Below are 16,300 nucleotides of genomic sequence, written 5' to 3'. Positions count from 1 at the left end.
TGGCCGCAGCGGTCACACTGACCGGGTGAGGCTCCCCGGGCGCTGGCTCGACGCGCGCATCGCCGCGCTCGACCCCGAGACGGAGTACGCCGAGGTGCTGCGGCTGCTCGCCGAGCACCGGCTGACCCGCCCTGCGGTGGCGCTCACGCTCCTTGTCACCAACGCCCAGGCCGCCCTGCCGCCCGCGGCCTCGGCGACGCTCGTCGCGACCCGCAAGCTGCTCGACCGTCCCGACCAGCGGCTCGCCGACGGCACCGGGCACCTGCTCACCTGGCTGGTGCACGGCCCGCGCAGCGACGAGGCACGCGCCTCCGTCGAGCGGCTGAACCGGCTGCACCTCGGGCTCGCGCGCAAGCACCCCGGCGCCTTCGACGACGACCTCGACTTCGTCTACCAGCTGTGCGCGGTCGGCACCTTCCTGCCGAGGATGCGCGCGACGCTCGGGCTGGCTCCGCAGGACCCGGCGCTCGACGTGGCGTGGCACCACTTCCTGCGCGACCTCGCGGACCACTTCCGCAGCACGGGCGGGCCGGTCGCGGGTTTCCCGCAGGACATGGCCGGCATGCTGCGGCTCGTCGAGGACTACGAGGCCCGACCGTGGCCCCCGACCGACACCGGCCGCGAGCTGACGCGGGCGATGGTCGAGCACTACGCGTCGCGGTTCTTCCCGCCGCCGATGAGGTGGTTCGGCCGCGCCCAGGCGCTGGTCGTCATGCCGGCGCGGGTGCGCGCGGTGCACCGCACCGGGGAGCCTCGCCCGGCGGCGGCCGCGGCGGTGCGGGTGCTGATGCGGCTGGTGCTGCGGGCGCAGGACACCTGGTGGCCCGACCGTCGCCGGCGCTTCTCCGACCGGGTCGCGCGCGACCGGGCGACCGTCCGGCCCACCCGGGGTCGTCGAGCCGCCTGAGGGTCAGGCGGGCTCGAGGGCGAGCTCGGCCCAGACGACCTTGCCGTCGTCGACGACGTCGTCGACGCCCCACGCCGACGACATCGCGGAGACCAGCAGCAGCCCGCGGCCGCGCTCGGAGCCGGCCGTCGGCGGGCGGGGGTCGGGCGTGCCGTGGCCGTTGTCGAGGACCTCGACGCGCAGGGCGCGGTCGGTGAGGGCGAGGCGGACCTCGAAGTCGGAGTGGGCGTGGTCGACCGCGTTGGCGGCCAGCTCGGTGACGACGAGGGCCGCCTCGTCGCGCACGGCGTCGATCTGCCACTGCCCGAGCTCGCGGGTGACGAAGCGGCGCGCTCGCGGCACGCTGGCCGGGTCGCCGTCGAAGTGCTCACGGACGGTCTGCCGGCCGTGGCGGCCGACCTTGTCGAGGAGGGTCACGAGGTACTCCGCGGTCGTGCCGGGGGGCGCGAGACCCTCGGCGTGCTGTCCGAACCAGTCGTCGTCCTCGTGGCCGCTGAAGACGACGACGCGCGAGTGCGGGGTCGCCTCCCGGATGCGGGTGAGGACCTCCCGGCCCACGAGGTCGGGCAACCCCACGTCGAGCAGCACGACGTCGGGGCGGGCCTGCCGGGCGCACGCGACGGCCTCGGCGACGTCGGCGGCCTGCCCGACCAGCGCGAAGCCCCCGTGGACGCCCAGGGCGCGCACCACCTCGGCGCGGGCGTCGGCGGCGTCGTCGACCAGCAGGACGCGTACGACCACGGAGCACCCCCATGACTGCTCGGCTCGTTCGGGTGGACGGAGCGCCCGGTGCGGCGTGGGTGCTCCTCGTGCCGTGCAGGTATCCCGTGCACCGTCGTCCTATCCGCACCCCCCGGGGGTCCGGGCGTGACCTCTACCCCACCGGGTGACCGCCGCGCCCAGGCCGCCCAGGCCGCCCAGGCTGCTCAGGCCGGCAGCGACGCCTCGACCTCGAGCCGCACGTAGTCCACGACGGGCGCGGGCAGCGCGAGCCGCACCTCGCGGACCACGGTCGCGGCCTCGGCCGCCTCGAGGCCCTCGAGGTGGGCGCCGAGCACGACGGTGGCGAGGTAGCGCTCGAGCACGGCCGGGTCGGGGCAGTGGAAGGGGTCCGGGCGCAGCCGCACGTCGGCCACGTCGAAGCCGGCGCGGGTGAGGCTCCGGCGGGTCTCGTCGGGCCCGGCGAAGTGCCACGGCGTCGCGGCGTCGCGGCCCAGCACCTGCACCACGGCACGGTCGACGGCGGCGACGTTGCCGCGCCCGCCGCAGTCGCTCACCAGCCGACCGCCGGGTGCGAGCACCGCCGCGAGGTGGGTGAAGAGCGCGTCGTGGTCGGGCAGCCAGTGGAAGGCCGCGACGCTGACGACCACGTCGACCGGCAGGCCGAGCGGGCCGTCGGTCGGCAGCGGGCGGGCGAGGTCCGCGTGCACGTAGGTCGCGCGGGCGCCCAGCTTGCCGCGCGCGGCCTCGAGCATGCGCCGCGACCCGTCGAGCACGACCAGGTCGACGTCGGGGTGCCGCTCGAGCAGCGCCGCCGCGTCGCGGCCGGTCCCGCAGCCGGCGTCGAGGACGCGCTCGTGCCCGACGAGCGCGGCGCGGTCGAGCACGCCGCGGCCCCAGGCGAGGTGCGGCAGCGGCAGCGCGTCGTACGCCGGGGCGTCCCACTCGCGGGGGTTGCTGGTCACGGGCCCAGCCTGCCGCAGCGACCCGCCGGCGGGGTGTGCCGTCCGTCAGTCGGCGTAGAGGCGGACGCGGGCGAGCACCGGGCGGTGGTCGGAGGCGTAGCCGGACAGGACGCGGTGGCGGGCGAACTGCGCGGTGCCGGTCCACCGACCACCCGCGCGCCGGCGCAGGGTGCGGTCGGCCAGCCAGACGTAGTCAATCCACCGGGTGCGACGGGTCGGCAGCAGCCCCTCGAGCCCCAGCGCGTCGTAGGAGGAGGTGGCGCGGCCGGCGAAGCGACGCGCGATCCCGCCGACCGGACGGGCGTCCCGGTCGTCGACGTGGTCGAAGTTGTAGTCGCCGGTGCCGACGACGACGTCGCCCGGCGCGGTGGGCCAGAGCGCGGCGAGGCGCGCCAGGTGGCGGCGGGCGAAGCGGGCGTTGAGGTTGTCGGCGAAGCCGTCGCCGGTCTCGATGCCCTGGTTGACGTGGGTGTTCAGGAGGGTGACCGCGAGCCCGGTCCCGCGGTGCCGGAACTGCGCGGTCACGACCCACCGCGCCGGGAAGGGGTCGTCGGTCTCGCGGGGGTAGCCACCCCGGTGGACCTTCTCGACGTCGACGTCGAGCAGCGTCAGCACCGCGGGACGCCAGCTGAAGGCCAGCGAGATCGGGCCGTCCGGGTCCGGCCAGCGCCAGGTCTCGAAGCCGCGGGCGCGGTAGCGGGGCGCGAGGGCACGGAAGGCGGGCGACTTCGCCTCCTGCCACCCGACCAGGTCGACGTCGTCGCGGGCGGTCAGGCGCTGCCAGTCCGCCCGGGCACGGGCCCGCGGCAGGTGGCGGTAGGCGTTGAACGACACGACGCCCAGCGTGGCCACCACCCGGCCCGGCAGGACCCGTGCCGTCCGCAGCTCGCCGGGTGCCGGCCCGAAGCCACCCGTGGCCGCCGCGCCGCTGGTCGCGCTCGTGCCGTCCCTGGCGCCCGGGGGTCCCGGGGTCAGCGCGCTGCAGCCCGACAGCACGACGACGAGGACGGTCGCGACGCACGCGCGGCGCACCCTGCTCACGCCGAGGAGGGTACGCCGCGCCCCGCCGCTGCCGCGTGCCTCAGCCCTGTCCGCCGGCGCGGAAGGCGACCCACGCGTCGCTCATCCGGTCGGCCTGGCCGGCGGTGAAGTGGTCCATGCACTCGTCGTCGGTGTAGTCCATGAAGTTGTGCACCGGGTCGGTGCCCGGGGCGGTGCACGAGTCGACACCCTCGGGGCAGCCGAACTGGGGGTAGGCCTCGCGCGGGGTGTCGGCGACGCCGTCGCCGCTGGCCGAGCAGGCCCCGGCGAAGGTGTGCTCCAGCATCAGCCAGTGGCCGACCTCGTGGGTGAGGGTGTCGCCGAGGTTGTAGGGCGCGGCGGCGCCGCCCGGCATCGACTCGTCGAGGATGACCACGCCGTCGACGTAGTCGCGGCCCGCGTTGTAGCCCTTCGGGAAGTAGGCCCAGCCGAGGAGGCCGCCGCCGATGTCGGCGGCGTAGACGTTGAGCGTCTCGGAGTCGCCCTGGTGCAGCTCGGCCTTCATCTCGCGCTCGACCTTGCCGGGCGCCACGTGGGCCCACGCGGCGTCCTCCGTCCAGGTCGTCTCGGTGAGGTCGAAGCGGAAGGGGGTGTCGGAGGCGTCGGCCTCCGCGCCGGGCGCGGTGCCGGCGAAGGCGTCGTTGAGCACCTGCATCTGCGCGGCGATCATGCCCTCCATCCGTGCCCGCTCCTGCGCGGTCGGGGCGTCGTCGGTGATGACGTGGAAGACGGTCTCGACGCGCACGGAGCCGTCCGCGAGGCGCGGCGAGTCCTTGATGACGCCGTACTTCTTCGCGTCCTTCGCGGCGTAGAGCGGTGGCTCCTGGGCCGTCGCGCCCTTGCCGACGCGGGCGCCGCTGTCCTCCTCGCACTCGGCGGCGCCTGGCGAGGGCGCGGCGAGGACGTCGGCGGCCGGGACCGCCGCGTTGCCGAGTCCGGGGGCCGCCAGCAGGGCGGCGGCGAGGGCGGTGCCGCTCGCGGCGACGGCGGCGGCGCGGGCGCGCCGGGTGAGGTGGCGGGGGTGGGCCACGGTGTGCTCCCTGGGTCGGGCCGGCTCCCGAGCGACCGGCGCCCGGCGAGCCAACCCCGCGGGAGCGTCGGCGTCAAGGGCCTGGTCGTGACGCAGCGCACAGCGGCGCGGTCGCGGCCTGGCGGTACGGTCCGAGGCGACCCCCTGACGTACACCCCGAGAGGTGGCACCCATGAAGATCGGCATGCCGATCGCCTACGCCGGCGGCTTCAAGGAGACCGTGGCCGAGCTGCAGGACTACGAGGCCGCCGGGCTCGACGCGGTGCTGCTGCCGGAGGTCTACACCTTCGACTCGGTCAGCCAGATCGGCTACATCGCCGCGAAGACGGAGCGGGTCGAGCTGTGCACGTCGATCCTCAACATCTACTCCCGCACCCCCGCGCTGCTGGCGATGACCGCCGCCGGCCTCGACCACGTCTCCGACGGCCGCTTCGTGCTCGGCATCGGCGCGTCCGGCCCGCAGGTCGTCGAGGGCTTCCACGGCGTGAAGTACGACGCCCCGCTCGCGCGCACCCGCGAGGTCGTCGACATCTGCCGCTCGGTGTGGCGCCGCGAGAAGCTCGAGCACCACGGGAAGTTCTACGACGTCCCGCTGACCCCGGAGCGCGGCGGCTCGGGCCTCGGCAAGCCGCTGAAGCTGATCAACCACCCGCTGCGCGCCGACATCCCGATGGTGCTCGCGGCCCTCGGCCCGAAGAACGTCGCCCTCGCCGCGGAGCTCTTCGAGGGCTGGGAGCCGATCTTCTACCTGCCCGAGCGCGCGCACGACGCCTTCGGCGACGCGCTGGCCGAGGGTCGGGCCAAGCGCTCGGCCGACCTGCCGCCGCTCGACATCGCCGTCGACACCCGCCTGCTCGTCTCCGACGACGCCGACGCGGTCGAGGCCGCGCGCCAGGAGGTGCGCGAGCACCTCGCCCTCTACGTCGGCGGCATGGGGGCGCGGGGCAAGAACTTCTACAACGACCTCGCCGTGCGCTTCGGCTTCGAGGAGGCCGCGGCGCGCATCCAGGACCTCTTCCTCGGCGGCCAGAAGGCCGAGGCCGCGGCCGCCGTGCCGGACGAGCTGGTGGACGGCATCTCGCTCATCGGCTCGCGCGAGCACGTGGCCGAGCGGGTGGGGGCCTACCGCGAGGTCGGCGTCACCACCCTCAACGCGGCGCCGCTGGCCCGCACCCACGAGCAGCGCGTCGCCGACGTCGCCACCTTGAAGGAGCTCTCCTCGTGACCACCCCCACTGGCGCCCCCGGCGTCCCCGCCCTGCCCGACTCGCTCGCCTCCACCACCGTCGCGGTCCTCGGCGGCACCGGTCCGCAGGGCCGCGGGCTGGCGCGGCGCTTCGCCGCGGCCGGGCTGCCGGTGGTGCTCGGCAGCCGCAGCGCCGAGCGCGCGCAGGAGACCGCCGCCACCCTCGCCGAGGCCACCGGCGGCCAGGTCAGCGGCGCCGACAACGCCGACGCCGCGGCCGCCGGCGACGTGGTCGTCGTGGCCGTGCCGTGGGACGGCCACGCCGAGCTGCTGGCCGCGCTCGCGCCGCAGCTGGCCGGCAAGGTCGTCGTCGACTGCGTCAACCCGCTGGGCTTCGACAAGCAGGGCGCCTACGCCCTCCCCGTCGAGGAGGGCTCCGCCGCCCAGCAGGCGCAGGGCCTGCTGCCCGACGCGACCGTGGTGGGCGCCTTCCACAACGTCTCCGCGGTGCTGCTGGAGGACCCCGAGGTCGACGACCTCGGCACCGACGTGCTGGTGCTCGGCGACGTGCGGGAGGCCACCGACCTGGTGCAGGACCTCTGCGGCACCATCCCCGGCGTCCGCGGCGTCTACGGCGGTCGGCTGCGCAACGCCCACCAGGTCGAGGCGCTGACGGCCAACCTGATCAGCGTCAACCGCCGCTACAAGGCGCACGCCGGCATCCGCGTCACCGACGTCTGAGGCGCACCGCCGAGGGGTCAGGCGCTGGGCCCGCGCCGAGGGGTCGCGCGTTGGGCCCGCGCCGAGGGGTCGCGCGTGGGGCTCGCGCCGAGGGGTCAGGCGCTGGGCTCGCGCCGAGGGGTCAGGTGCTGGGCAGCCCGACGACGACCTCGCCGGTGAACATCGTCATCGGCGTGCCGAGGCGCGCGGCGTCCTCGGCGGCGGCGGCCATCTCGGGGGAGCGGAGCGCGGTGGTCATCGCCTCCTCGTCGGCGAAGTCGAGCTGGGCGACGAGGTAGACCGTCGCCTCGCCTCCGAGCGGACGGGGCTTGGACCACGCGAACTGCTGCAGGCCAGGCAGGGGGCCGACCAGCGGCACGTGCGTGCCGAAGTAGTGGGCGTCGAAGGCCTCGGGGTCGGCGGGGACGGCGTACTGGATGGTGACGCGGTGCACGGTGCTGCTCCTCGGGTCGGGGGTCCCCTCAGCGGGTAGCGGCCACCCTAGGGGGTGGTCGGGTGGTCTGGTCCCGCCGTGCGCGGCACCTGTGCCCAGGGCCGCGACCTGCGACGCTTGCACGGTGCAGGTCGTCGGGGACCGGGTCGAGCCGTGGTGGCGCGACCGCGGGGTGTGGCTGGGGCTCGGGGTCGTCGCGGCGGTCGCGGGCCTCGACGTCGTCGCGCGCGTGCAGCTCACCGGCGCCTACGCCACCGGCGCGATCGTCGCCGGCATGGTGGCCTCGGCCCGCCGCACCGCCGCGGTGGGCGTCGTCGCCGTGGTGGTCTCGCTGGCCGGCGGCGTGTGGAGCGGCAACCTCGGCGAGCGGGAGTGGCTGGTGCGCACCTTCATGTGCGTCGTGCTGGCCGCGCTGGCGGTGACGTCGGCGACCGTCCGGGAGCGCCGCGAGGCGCGCCTGCGCCGCCTGCGCACCATCGCCGAGACCGCCCAACGCGCGCTGCTGCGGCCGGTGCCGCCGGTCGTGGGGCGCTTCCGGGTCGCCACGCGCTACCTCTCCGCAGCGCGGGACACCACCGTCGGTGGTGACCTGTACGACGTGGCGCTCACCGCCGACGGCCGCCTGCGGCTGGTGGTGGGTGACGTCCGCGGCAAGGGGCTCGAGGCGGTGCAGACCGCCGGAGCCGTGCTCGCCGCGTGGCGACAGGCCGCGCTGGGCGAGCCCGACCCCGCCGCGGTCGCCGCCACGGTCGACGACCTGGTCGGACGCCTGCTCGAGGAGGAGGAGTTCGTCACCGCGCTCTTCGTCGAGCTGGACGCCACCCCCGGCGCCGCGACCGCGGCCGTCGCGTCCTGCGGCCACCACCCGCCGCTCGTCGTCGCACCCGACGGCGCCTGGCTGCTCGAGACGGACCACGCCACGACCCCGCTCGGCCTCGACCCGCGCCCTGCCGTCGACCGGCACCCGCTGCCGCCGGGCAGCCGGGTGCTGCTCTACACCGACGGCCTGGTCGAGCACCGCGACGAGCGCGGCACGTTCTTCCCGCTGCTCGAGGAGGCCGGTGCGCTGCGCGGCCGTGCCCTCGACGCCGCGCTCGACGAGCTGCTCGTGCGCCTGCACGCCTTCGGCCACGGTCACGTGAGCGGCGGCGGCGACGACGTCGCCCTCGTGCTGGTCGAGGTCGGCTGACGCGGGTCGGCTGACGCGGGTCGGCTGGCGTAGCGTGCCGGGCTCCGGACCGACCGCGCCGCGAGGAGCCCCGTGACCGTCCCGCCGACCGTGCACGTCAGCGCCGTCCGCCTCGGCGGGCGTCCCGACCAGCCGCTGCTCGTGCTCGGGCCGGCGCTCGGCACGTCGGCCCGCGCGCTGTGGTCGGCAGCGGCCGCGCGGCTCGCCGCGGACCTCCAGGTCGTGGCGTGGGACCTGCCCGGCCACGGCAGCAACCCGTGGGTGCCCGAGGCCGGCCCCGACGGGCAGGTGCCGCCCGACGCGGTCAGCGTCGCGGGCCTGGCGCGCGGCGTGCTCGCGGTGGTCGACGCCCTGGGAGGGGGCGGCTTCGACCCGCCGCGCTTCCACGTCGTGGGCGTCGAGGTCGGGGGCGCCGTGGCCCTGCAGCTGCTCCTCGACGCGCCGCAGCGCGTGGCCTCCGCGACCCTGCTGGGCACCGGTGCCCGTCTCGGTGGCGACGCGGGCCGGCAGCGCCGGTCGGAGACCACCGAGGCGGACGCGACGGCGTACGCCGCGGTGCGCCGTGCGCTCGCCGGCTTCGACGTGCGGGAGCGCCTGCACGAGGTGCGCGTCCCGGTGCTGGCGGTAGCAGGGGGTGCGGACGTCGCCGCGCCGCCCTCGCTCCTCGAGGAGGTCGCGAGCGGGGTGCGCGACGGCCGCCTCGTCGTGCTCGACGGCGTCGGGCGCCTCGCGCCGTCGGAGGCGCGCGAGGAGGTCGCGCGGCTCGTCCGCGGCCACGCGCTGGGGGAGCCCGGAGAGCTCGACCGTGCCGCCGCCGCACTCGCCGCGGACCACGCCGCCGGCACGGTGTGGGACCGGCCCGGGCTGGACCGCCGCACGCGCTCGGCCGTCGTGCTGGCCGCGGCGGTCGCGTCGGGCGCCCACGACGACCTCGCGGCGCAGGTGCGTCTCGCCCGGCGCCACGGGCTCACCGAGGCCGAGGTCCGCGAGGCGCTGCTGCACGCGGCGTTCCTGGCCGGCGCACCGGCGTCGCTGGCGGGGGTGGTGGAGCAGGCGCTCCGGGGGTTCGAGCCCGAGGGCCGTCAGTGACCGGTGCGGCGCCGCCGCGGTGCCTGCGCCGACGGGGAGAGCCTGGCCGCCCGGCTCGGGCCGCGGTCGTCGCGTGCGCCGACGAGGCCGCCGCCGCTCACGACGGCGTTGGCCTCCTGGTCCACCGACGGGCCCGACTCGGCCAGCGTCAGCGCCGGGGTGCCCAGGGTGCCGCCTCGGCCCGACCCGGCCCCGACAGACGGCTCTCGACGCGACCAGCTCAGCACGGTGCTCCTCACGGTAGGTGACGTACTCGCGGTAGGTAGCCCGTGGGCCGTCCGCGACACCGTGACCTGCCGCACGCCGCGCCGGTCCCGCGCGAGCCGACGGCTCGGGTGGGCGGAGGTCAGGCGTCGAGCAGCTCCCGCAGCAGCCGCGCGACCTGCAGGGTGGCGGGGGAGGCGTCGGGGCGGCGCGCGAGGGCCAGGTCGACGCACTCGGGGCCCTCGGGACCCGGAGCGAGGGGGAGCGGCACGACCCCGTCGAGACGCAGCGCCTGCACGGAGGCGGGCACGAGCGCGACCCCGTCGCCGGCGGCGACGACGACGGCGAGCGTGGCGGTCTCGGCGACCTCGCGCAGCTCGCGCGGGCGGAAGCCGGCCCGCGCGCACGCCTCCAGCACGCGGGCGTGCATGGTCGAGCGCGCGCCGCTCGGGTGCACGACGAAGGGCTCGTCGGCCAGGTCGGCGAGGGCGACCTCGGCCTGGCCTGCCCGCGGGTGCGCCGCGGGCAGCAGGGCGACCAGCGGCTCGCGGCGCAGGGTCTCGACCACCAGGTCAGGTGCGGCGGCGCCGGGGCCCGGGCGCAGCACGGCGAGGTCGAGCACGCCGGACTGCACGTCGGCGAGCAGTCGCGGGGCCAGCACCTCGCCGCGCAGGTCGAGGTCCACCTCGGGCAGGTGCCGCCGGGCCTCGTGCGCGAGCCGCGGCAGCACGTCGTACGTCGCGGTGCCGACGAGGCCGACCGTCACCCGGCCGAGGCGTCCTGCGGCCAGCAGTGCGAGCTCGTCGACCGCACGCGCCACCGTGCCCAGCACCTCGTGGGCGCGGCCCTCGAGGAGGCGCCCCGCCTCGGTCAGCTCGACGCGACGGGTGGAGCGGTCCACCAGGCGCACGCCGACCTCGCGCTCGAGCTGCTGCAGCTGCTGCGACAGCGCGGGCTGGGCGATGTGGAGCCGCGCGGCGGCGCGGCCGAAGTGCCGCTCCTCGGCGAGCACGACGAACGACCGCAGGTGCCGCAGCTCCATCACGCCATCTTATCAACGCCGCCCGATCCGGTATTGGATCTGATCGACGGGGCGGGCCTACGGTGGCCGGGTGACCGACTGCTTCGTCTACGCCGCCGCCCGCACGCCCTTCGGCCGCTTCGGCGGCGCCCTGGCCGGCGTGCGCCCCGACGACCTCGCCGCAACGGCGCTCGCCGGGGTGCTCGACAAGGCGCCCGGCCTCGACCGCGCCGCGGTCGGCGACGTCTGGTGGGGCGCCGCCAACGGCGCCGGGGAGGACAACCGCAACGTGGGCCGGATGGCGGTGCTGCTCGCCGGGTTGCCGGTCTCCGTCCCTGCCACGACCGTCAACCGGCTGTGCGGCTCCTCGCTCGACGCCGCCCTCCAGGCCTCGCGGGCGGTGGAGGTCGGCGACGCCGACGTGGTCGTCGCGGGCGGGTCGGAGTCCATGACCCGGGCGCCCTGGGTGCTGCCCAAGCCCGAGCGTGCCTTCCCGGCCGGCAACGCCACCGCGGTCTCCACGACGCTGGGCTGGCGGCTGGTGAACGCCCGGATGCCGCAGGAGTGGACCGCCTCGCTGGGCGAGTGCAACGAGCAGCTCGCCGACGAGTTCGGCATCGCGCGGGAGCGGCAGGACGCCTTCGCGGCCCGCTCGCACCAGCAGGCCGCGCGAGCGTGGGCCGAGGGCTTCTACGACGACCTGGTGGTGCCGGTCGACGGTGTCGACCTCGACCGCGACGAGGGCATCCGCGACGGTTCCACCCCGGAGTCGCTCGCCGGGCTCACGCCCTCCTTCCGGCCCAACGGCACCATCACCGCGGGCAACGCCAGCCCGCTGAACGACGGCGCTGCGGCGCTGCTGCTCGGCTCGGGTGAGGCCGCCGGTGCGGTCGGGCTCGACCCGGTGGCCCGGGTCGCCGGACGCGGTGCTGCCGCCCTCGAGCCCCAGCGGTTCGGCTACGCCCCGGTGGCGGCCGCGGCGCAGGCCCTGGCCCGGGCCGGGATCGGCTGGCGCGACGTCGGGGCCGTGGAGCTCAACGAGGCCTTCGCGGTGCAGTCCCTCGCCTGCGTCGACGCCTGGCTCGCCGACGGCCTGGCCGACGCCGAGCTGGTCAACGCGCGGGGAGGCGCGATCGCGATCGGCCACCCGCTCGGCGCCTCCGGCGCCCGCGTCGTCGGCACCCTCGCGAAGCGCCTGGTCGAGGAGGACCAGCGGTGGGGCCTCGCCGCGATCTGCATCGGCGTCGGGCAGGGCCTGGCCGTGGTCCTGGAGAACGCGACCGCCACCCGGGCGGGCGGCGCCTGATGGTCACGGTCTGCGAGACCGCCGCGGAGGCGGTCGACGGCACCGAGGACGGCGCGACCGTGCTGGTGGGCGGCTTCGGCATGGCCGGCATGCCCGTGGCGCTCGTCGACGCCCTCGTCGATCAGGGCGCGCGCGACCTCACCGTCGTGTCGAACAACGCGGGCAACGGCGACACCGGCCTCGCCGCGCTGCTGGCGGCGGGGCGGGTGCGCAAGATCGTCTGCTCCTTCCCTCGCCAGCACGACTCGTGGGTGTTCGACGGGCTCTACCGCGCCGGCCGCATCGAGCTCGAGGTCGTGCCGCAGGGCACCCTGGCCGAGCGGATGCGGGCCGCCGGCGCCGGCATCGGCGCCTTCTACTGCCCGACCGGGGTCGGCACCCCGCTCGCGGAGGGCAAGGAGACCCGCGAGATCGACGGGCGCACCTACGTGCTCGAGACGCCGATCCGCGGCGACCTCGCCCTCGTCGGCGCGCACCTCGCCGACCGCGCCGGCAACCTGGTCTACCGCAAGACCGCCCGCAACTTCGGCCCCGTCATGGCCACCGCCGCCGCCACCACCGTCGTGCAGGTGCAGCGCGTGGTCGACGTCGGCTCGATCGACCCGGAGGTCGTCGTGACCCCCGGCATCTACGTCGACCGCGTCGTCGCGGTCGGCCCCGCCGAGGTGGAGGGGGTCGCGTGACCGAGCCCGTGCAGGACCGCCCACGCAGCAAGGACGAGGTCGCCGCGGCCGTCGCCGCCGACATCGCGCCGGGCTCCTACGTCAACCTCGGCATCGGCCAGCCCACGCTGGTCGCCGACCACCTGCCTCCCGGCTCGGGGGTGGTCCTGCACACCGAGAACGGCATGCTCGGGATGGGCCCCGCCGCGACGGGCGGCCCCGACGACCCGCTCGACCCCGACCTCACCAACGCCGGCAAGGTGCCGGTCACCGAGCTCCCGGGCGCGGCGTACTTCCACCACGCCGACTCCTTCGCCATGATGCGCGGCGGCCACCTCGACGTCTGCGTGCTGGGCGCCTTCCAGGTCTCGGCACGCGGCGACCTGGCCAACTGGCACACCGGCGCTCCCGACGCGATCCCCGCCGTCGGCGGCGCGATGGACCTCGCCATCGGCGCGAAGTCGGTCTTCGTGGTGATGACGCTGCTCGCGAAGGACGGCAGCCCCAAGATCGTGCCGGAGTGCACCTACCCGCTGACCGGGGTCGGCTGCGTCGACCGCGTCTACACCGACCTCGCGACCTTCGACGTCACCGTTGACGGCCTGGTCGTGCGCGACCTCGCCGGCACGACGTACGACGAGCTCGCCGCCCGCCTCGACGTCCCGCTCCTGCGGGGCTGGGCCCCGGCCTAGCGCCCCTGCCAGACCGGCTCGCGCCCCTCGGCGAAGGCGAGGACGCCCTCGGCGGCGTCGTGGGAGCCGAGGGCGCGGGCGGCGAGGTCGGACTGGCGGTCGAAGGCCTCCTCGTCGGACCACGACGGCGTGGCGAGGGCGATCTCGTGGCTGACCTCGACCGAGAGCGGCGCGTTGGCGGCGATGCGGCGCGCGAGGTCGAGCGCGGCATCGAGCGCCCCGCCCGGCTCGACCACCCGGTTGACCAGGCCGACGGCGTGCATCCGCTCGGCGGTCTGGGGGTCGCCGGTCAGCGCCATCTCGAGCGCGACCGCCCGCGGCAGCCGCTGGGTCAGGCGCAGCACCCCGCCTGCTGCCGCGACGAGGCCGCGCTTCGGCTCGGGCAGGCCGAAGGTCGCGTCGGAGGCCGCGACCACCAGGTCGGCCACCAGGGCGAGCTCGCAGCCGCCGGCGAGCGCGTGGCCCTCGACCGCCGCGATGAGCGGGGTGCGGAAGGTCCGCGCGGTGATGCCGAGCGGGCCGCCCCGCTCGGTGATCGGGAGCTGCCCCGCCGCGGCGGCCTTGAGGTCCATGCCGGCGCTGAACGACCCGCCGGCCCCGGTGAGCACGGCCACCCGCACGCCGGGGTCGGCCTCGATGCCGTCGAAGACCCGCTCGAGCAGCTCGGCGGTCGGCAGGTCGACCGCGTTGCGGCGGTGCGGCCGGTCGATCGTGACGACCCGCACCGGGCCGTGGTCCTCGGTCCGCACCGTCAGCGGTGGGGGCGGCGGCACGGGCGCGCGGCCCTCCTCGAGCACGACCAGCTCGCCGTCGCGCAGCGCGACGGTCCAGCCCAGCGGGTCGCCCGCGTCGAGGCGGCGCACGGTCGCCGGGTCGGTGACCCGCACCAGCGCGCGGGTGCCGTCGGGCGTCACCGCCGCCACGACGGCCGCCTCGGGCTCGCCTGCCCGGTCGTAGGGCACGGTGCACGCCTCGACGACGGCCGGGCCCTCCCACGAGCCGGTGGCGGTGCGCCGCGGCTCGGGGGGCACGACCGGCGCCAGCGCGGCGTACGCCCGCTCCGGCGGCCGCGCGGAGAGCAGGCCGGCGGCGTGCTTGGTGAGGTACCACCCCAGCGAGGTGGTGAGCCCGACCGCGTCGCGGTCCTCGCGCAGCCGCTGCACCATCGTGGCGACGGCGTGGCCGCCGTAGGCGTTGCCGGGCCCCCCGGCGAAGGTGAGGCCGCCGGTGACCGACAGCGGGCGGTCGGGGTCGTCGAGCGGCAGGCCGAGCTCGTGCGCGGCCACCTGCACGGCGGCAGGGAAGCAGGAGTAGAGGTCGACCAGCCGCACGTCGTCGATGCGCAGCCCGGCGTGCTCGAGCACGGCCCGCCCGACCGCGCGGATGGCGGGGGAGGCCGCGAGGTCGCCGCGCTCGGAGACGAACCACTCGTCGCTCGCGGCCGCGCCCGCGTGCAGGAAGACCCACTGCTCCTGCGGCACGCCCGCGGCCTCGGCCGCCGCGACGCTCGTGACGACCAGGCCGCTGGCGAGGTCGACCTGCAGGTTGGCGCAGAGCAGCTTGGGGTAGGGCGAGCTGACCGGACGGTTGTCCGGCCCCGTCGCGGCGAGCTCCTCGGCAGTGAAGGCCCGCGGCAGCCACGCCGCCGGGTTGTCCGCGGCGACCCGCGAGAGCCGGGACCACAGGCCGGTGATGCGGGCGCGGTGCTCCTCCGGGGTCGCGCCGGCGCGGGCGCGCAGGGCCGACTCGACCAGCGCGTAGGCGTAGACCGGGGCGCCCAGGCCGACCTCGCCCTCGAGCGCGGTGTTGGGCTCGCGGTCGGAGCCGAGGGTCCGCGTCGGTGCGACGTCGGCGGGCTGCTCGGTCCAGGTGGGCTGCTCGCCCGCCTTCTGCGCCGTCGCCAGCGTGGCCCCCGACTCGGCCCCCAGCACCAGCACGACCGACGCCTCGCCCGCGGCCACGGCACGCCCGGCCTCGTTGACCGCCAGCTGGCCGCCGTCGCCGCCGAAGCGGGCCGTCTGCACCGTGGCGGCCGGTGCGGCCCCGAGGCGGGCGGCCACCTCGGCGGCCAGGTCGCGGTAGACCCAGCTGGCGCTCGCGACCGCGCAGACCAGGTCGGCCGCGGCCAGCAGGCCGGGGCGGTCGGCTGCCGCGCTGTCGTCGGCGGCGCGGCGCAGCGCCTCGACGGCGAGGTCCGCGGGCTCGCGCCACGGGGCGGTGGGGGTGCGCTGCACCACCTGGCCGACACCCACGACGACCGGGGTGCGCGGGTCGAGCCGCCGCCCGGAGGCGTGGTGGAGGACCGGAGCGGTCCGGCCGCGGCTGCCGGCCTGCTCCCCGCCCGTCGGGCCGGCCCCCGCGGCCAGCGCCACGAGGCGGCCCAGCGAGGCCTCGAGCGCCTCGCCGATGCTGCGGGTGACCGAGGCCCCCAGCGGCCCCGCCACGGGGTCGCCGGAGAGACCGGCGTCGAGCACGACGCGGGCGCCGCCGGCCGCGGGCGCGACGCTCGCGGCGAGCGCCAGGCGCAACCCCATCGGGCCGGTGCCGGTGAGGGCGACGACGCTGTCGTCGGCGCGGGCGATCGTCCAGGCGACCTCGGCCGGGATGCCCATGATCTTGAGCTGCTGCCCGTGGGTGCCGCCCTCGACGGCGTGGCCGGGCGCCTCACCGCGCCAGGCGGCGTGCAGCGTCAGCCAGTCAGCCTGCCGGCCCAGGTCGCCGACGAGGTCGCGCGCGGCGTCCTGGGCCAGCGGCAGCAGCGCCCGGGCCGAGACCGCGCGCAGGTGGCCGGTGACCTCGCCGGGCGTGACGTGCTCCGGCGCGCCCGCGTCGGGGTCGCCGCCCGCGACGGGGGACGAGGCGGCGCCGGCGGGTGCGCCGAGCCCGGCGACGCGGCGTACGGGGTCGGGCAGCAGGCCCACCGCGACGTCGCGCACCAGCGCGGGCTCCCGGGTGAGGAGTCGGGCGACCTCGGTGGCGGTGCGGCGGGCGCGGGTGACCTGGCGCCAGGGGCTGGGGCGGCTCACGGCCGCACCCTACTGACGGCCTCGCCGCCGAGGTCGGGCCCGCGCGGGAACAAGGCGCACCCGCCCACGCGTTGGACGGGACGTTGACG

At 77.0% G+C, this 16,300-nt stretch carries 16 protein-coding genes; 8 read left to right on the top strand and 8 right to left on the bottom strand.

From position 1 onward, the window contains the following. Positions 1-25: 25 nt before the first annotated feature. The gene (locus BJ989_RS00980; protein ID WP_179516627.1) at positions 26-907 is read left to right on the top strand and encodes a hypothetical protein; all 882 of its coding nucleotides are present in this window, start codon (positions 26-28) and stop codon (positions 905-907) included. A gap of 3 nt (positions 908-910) precedes the next feature. Here BJ989_RS00980 and BJ989_RS00975 read toward each other — a convergent pair whose 3' ends face one another. From BJ989_RS00975 to BJ989_RS18480, 4 genes are all read right to left on the bottom strand, one after another. Next, the gene (locus tag BJ989_RS00975) at positions 911-1,648 is read right to left on the bottom strand and encodes an ATP-binding protein (protein WP_179516626.1); all 738 of its coding nucleotides are present in this window, start codon (positions 1,646-1,648) and stop codon (positions 911-913) included. Positions 1,649-1,833: 185 nt separating this feature from the next. Continuing rightward, positions 1,834-2,592 (bottom strand): methyltransferase domain-containing protein, encoded by a 759-nt coding sequence (locus BJ989_RS00970; RefSeq protein ID WP_179516625.1) that lies wholly within the window; start codon positions 2,590-2,592, stop codon positions 1,834-1,836. Between the two features lie 45 nt (positions 2,593-2,637). Continuing rightward, entirely contained in the window at positions 2,638-3,633 is a 996-nt protein-coding gene (locus BJ989_RS00965) for an exonuclease/endonuclease/phosphatase family protein (protein WP_179516624.1), read from the bottom strand. A 40-nt stretch (positions 3,634-3,673) separates the two neighbouring features. After that, on the bottom strand, positions 3,674-4,663 hold the full coding sequence (locus BJ989_RS18480) for a zinc metalloprotease (protein ID WP_343048973.1): 990 nt from the start codon (positions 4,661-4,663) through the stop codon (positions 3,674-3,676). Between the two features lie 172 nt (positions 4,664-4,835). On the opposite strand from BJ989_RS18480, the gene BJ989_RS00955 reads away from it, so the two are divergent. Together BJ989_RS00955 and npdG are read left to right on the top strand one after the other, a co-directional pair. Further along, the gene (locus tag BJ989_RS00955; protein ID WP_179516623.1) at positions 4,836-5,888 is read left to right on the top strand and encodes an LLM class F420-dependent oxidoreductase; all 1,053 of its coding nucleotides are present in this window, start codon (positions 4,836-4,838) and stop codon (positions 5,886-5,888) included. After that, positions 5,885-6,589, top strand: coding sequence for an NADPH-dependent F420 reductase (gene npdG / locus BJ989_RS00950; RefSeq protein ID WP_343048972.1), 705 nt, complete (start codon positions 5,885-5,887; stop codon positions 6,587-6,589). The genes BJ989_RS00955 and npdG overlap by 4 nt, the downstream gene beginning before the upstream one ends. Before the next feature lie 121 nt (positions 6,590-6,710). Here the strand turns inward: npdG and BJ989_RS00945 are convergent, their stop codons facing one another. Continuing rightward, a complete protein-coding gene (locus BJ989_RS00945) occupies positions 6,711-7,022 on the bottom strand; it encodes an EthD family reductase (protein ID WP_179516622.1) in 312 nt (103 codons plus the stop codon). 124 nt (positions 7,023-7,146) lie between these two features. Here BJ989_RS00945 and BJ989_RS00940 point away from each other — a divergent pair, with 124 nt between their 5' ends. Next, on the top strand, positions 7,147-8,211 hold the full coding sequence (locus tag BJ989_RS00940) for a SpoIIE family protein phosphatase (RefSeq protein ID WP_179516621.1): 1,065 nt from the start codon (positions 7,147-7,149) through the stop codon (positions 8,209-8,211). A 72-nt stretch (positions 8,212-8,283) separates the two neighbouring features. Next, the gene (locus BJ989_RS00935; RefSeq protein WP_179516620.1) at positions 8,284-9,300 is read left to right on the top strand and encodes an alpha/beta fold hydrolase; all 1,017 of its coding nucleotides are present in this window, start codon (positions 8,284-8,286) and stop codon (positions 9,298-9,300) included. Here BJ989_RS00935 and BJ989_RS00930 read toward each other — a convergent pair. Further along, entirely contained in the window at positions 9,294-9,539 is a 246-nt protein-coding gene (locus BJ989_RS00930; protein WP_179516619.1) for a hypothetical protein, read from the bottom strand. The two genes, BJ989_RS00935 and BJ989_RS00930, sit on opposite strands and share 7 nt — an antisense overlap. Before the next feature lie 107 nt (positions 9,540-9,646). Then, entirely contained in the window at positions 9,647-10,546 is a 900-nt protein-coding gene (locus tag BJ989_RS00925; RefSeq protein WP_179516618.1) for a LysR family transcriptional regulator, read from the bottom strand. Between the two features lie 70 nt (positions 10,547-10,616). Between BJ989_RS00925 and BJ989_RS00920 the strand changes: the two genes are divergently transcribed. From BJ989_RS00920 to BJ989_RS00910, 3 genes are read left to right on the top strand one after another with little or no spacing between them, the layout of a single operon-like run. After that, the gene (locus tag BJ989_RS00920) at positions 10,617-11,831 is read left to right on the top strand and encodes an acetyl-CoA C-acyltransferase (RefSeq protein WP_179516617.1); all 1,215 of its coding nucleotides are present in this window, start codon (positions 10,617-10,619) and stop codon (positions 11,829-11,831) included. Next, complete coding sequence (locus BJ989_RS00915) at positions 11,831-12,514, top strand: 3-oxoacid CoA-transferase subunit A (protein ID WP_179516616.1); 684 nt, start codon at positions 11,831-11,833, stop codon at positions 12,512-12,514. The genes BJ989_RS00920 and BJ989_RS00915 overlap by 1 nt, the downstream gene beginning before the upstream one ends. Continuing rightward, entirely contained in the window at positions 12,511-13,185 is a 675-nt protein-coding gene (locus BJ989_RS00910) for a 3-oxoacid CoA-transferase subunit B (RefSeq protein WP_343048971.1), read from the top strand. The genes BJ989_RS00915 and BJ989_RS00910 overlap by 4 nt, the downstream gene beginning before the upstream one ends. Here BJ989_RS00910 and BJ989_RS00905 read toward each other — a convergent pair. Continuing rightward, complete coding sequence (locus BJ989_RS00905) at positions 13,182-16,211, bottom strand: crotonase/enoyl-CoA hydratase family protein (protein ID WP_218848648.1); 3,030 nt, start codon at positions 16,209-16,211, stop codon at positions 13,182-13,184. The genes BJ989_RS00910 and BJ989_RS00905 overlap by 4 nt on opposite strands. Between the last annotated feature and the right edge of the window lie 89 nt (positions 16,212-16,300).

Origin of the sequence: Nocardioides perillae, assembly GCF_013409425.1 — a bacterium.
Taxonomy (GTDB): Bacteria; Actinomycetota; Actinomycetes; order Propionibacteriales; family Nocardioidaceae; genus Nocardioides; species Nocardioides perillae.
The sequence above is the reverse complement of the archived record's forward strand: the minus strand, read 5'-3'. Positions and strand labels throughout refer to the sequence as shown.

Coding starts and splice junctions, on each gene's coding strand:
- BJ989_RS00955 (WP_179516623.1), top strand. CDS start 4,836: ATGAAGATCGGCATGCCGATCGCCTACGCCGGCGGCTTCAAGGAGACC.
- BJ989_RS00925 (WP_179516618.1), bottom strand. CDS start 10,546: ATGGAGCTGCGGCACCTGCGGTCGTTCGTCGTGCTCGCCGAGGAGCGG.
- BJ989_RS00915 (WP_179516616.1), top strand. CDS start 11,831: ATGGTCACGGTCTGCGAGACCGCCGCGGAGGCGGTCGACGGCACCGAG.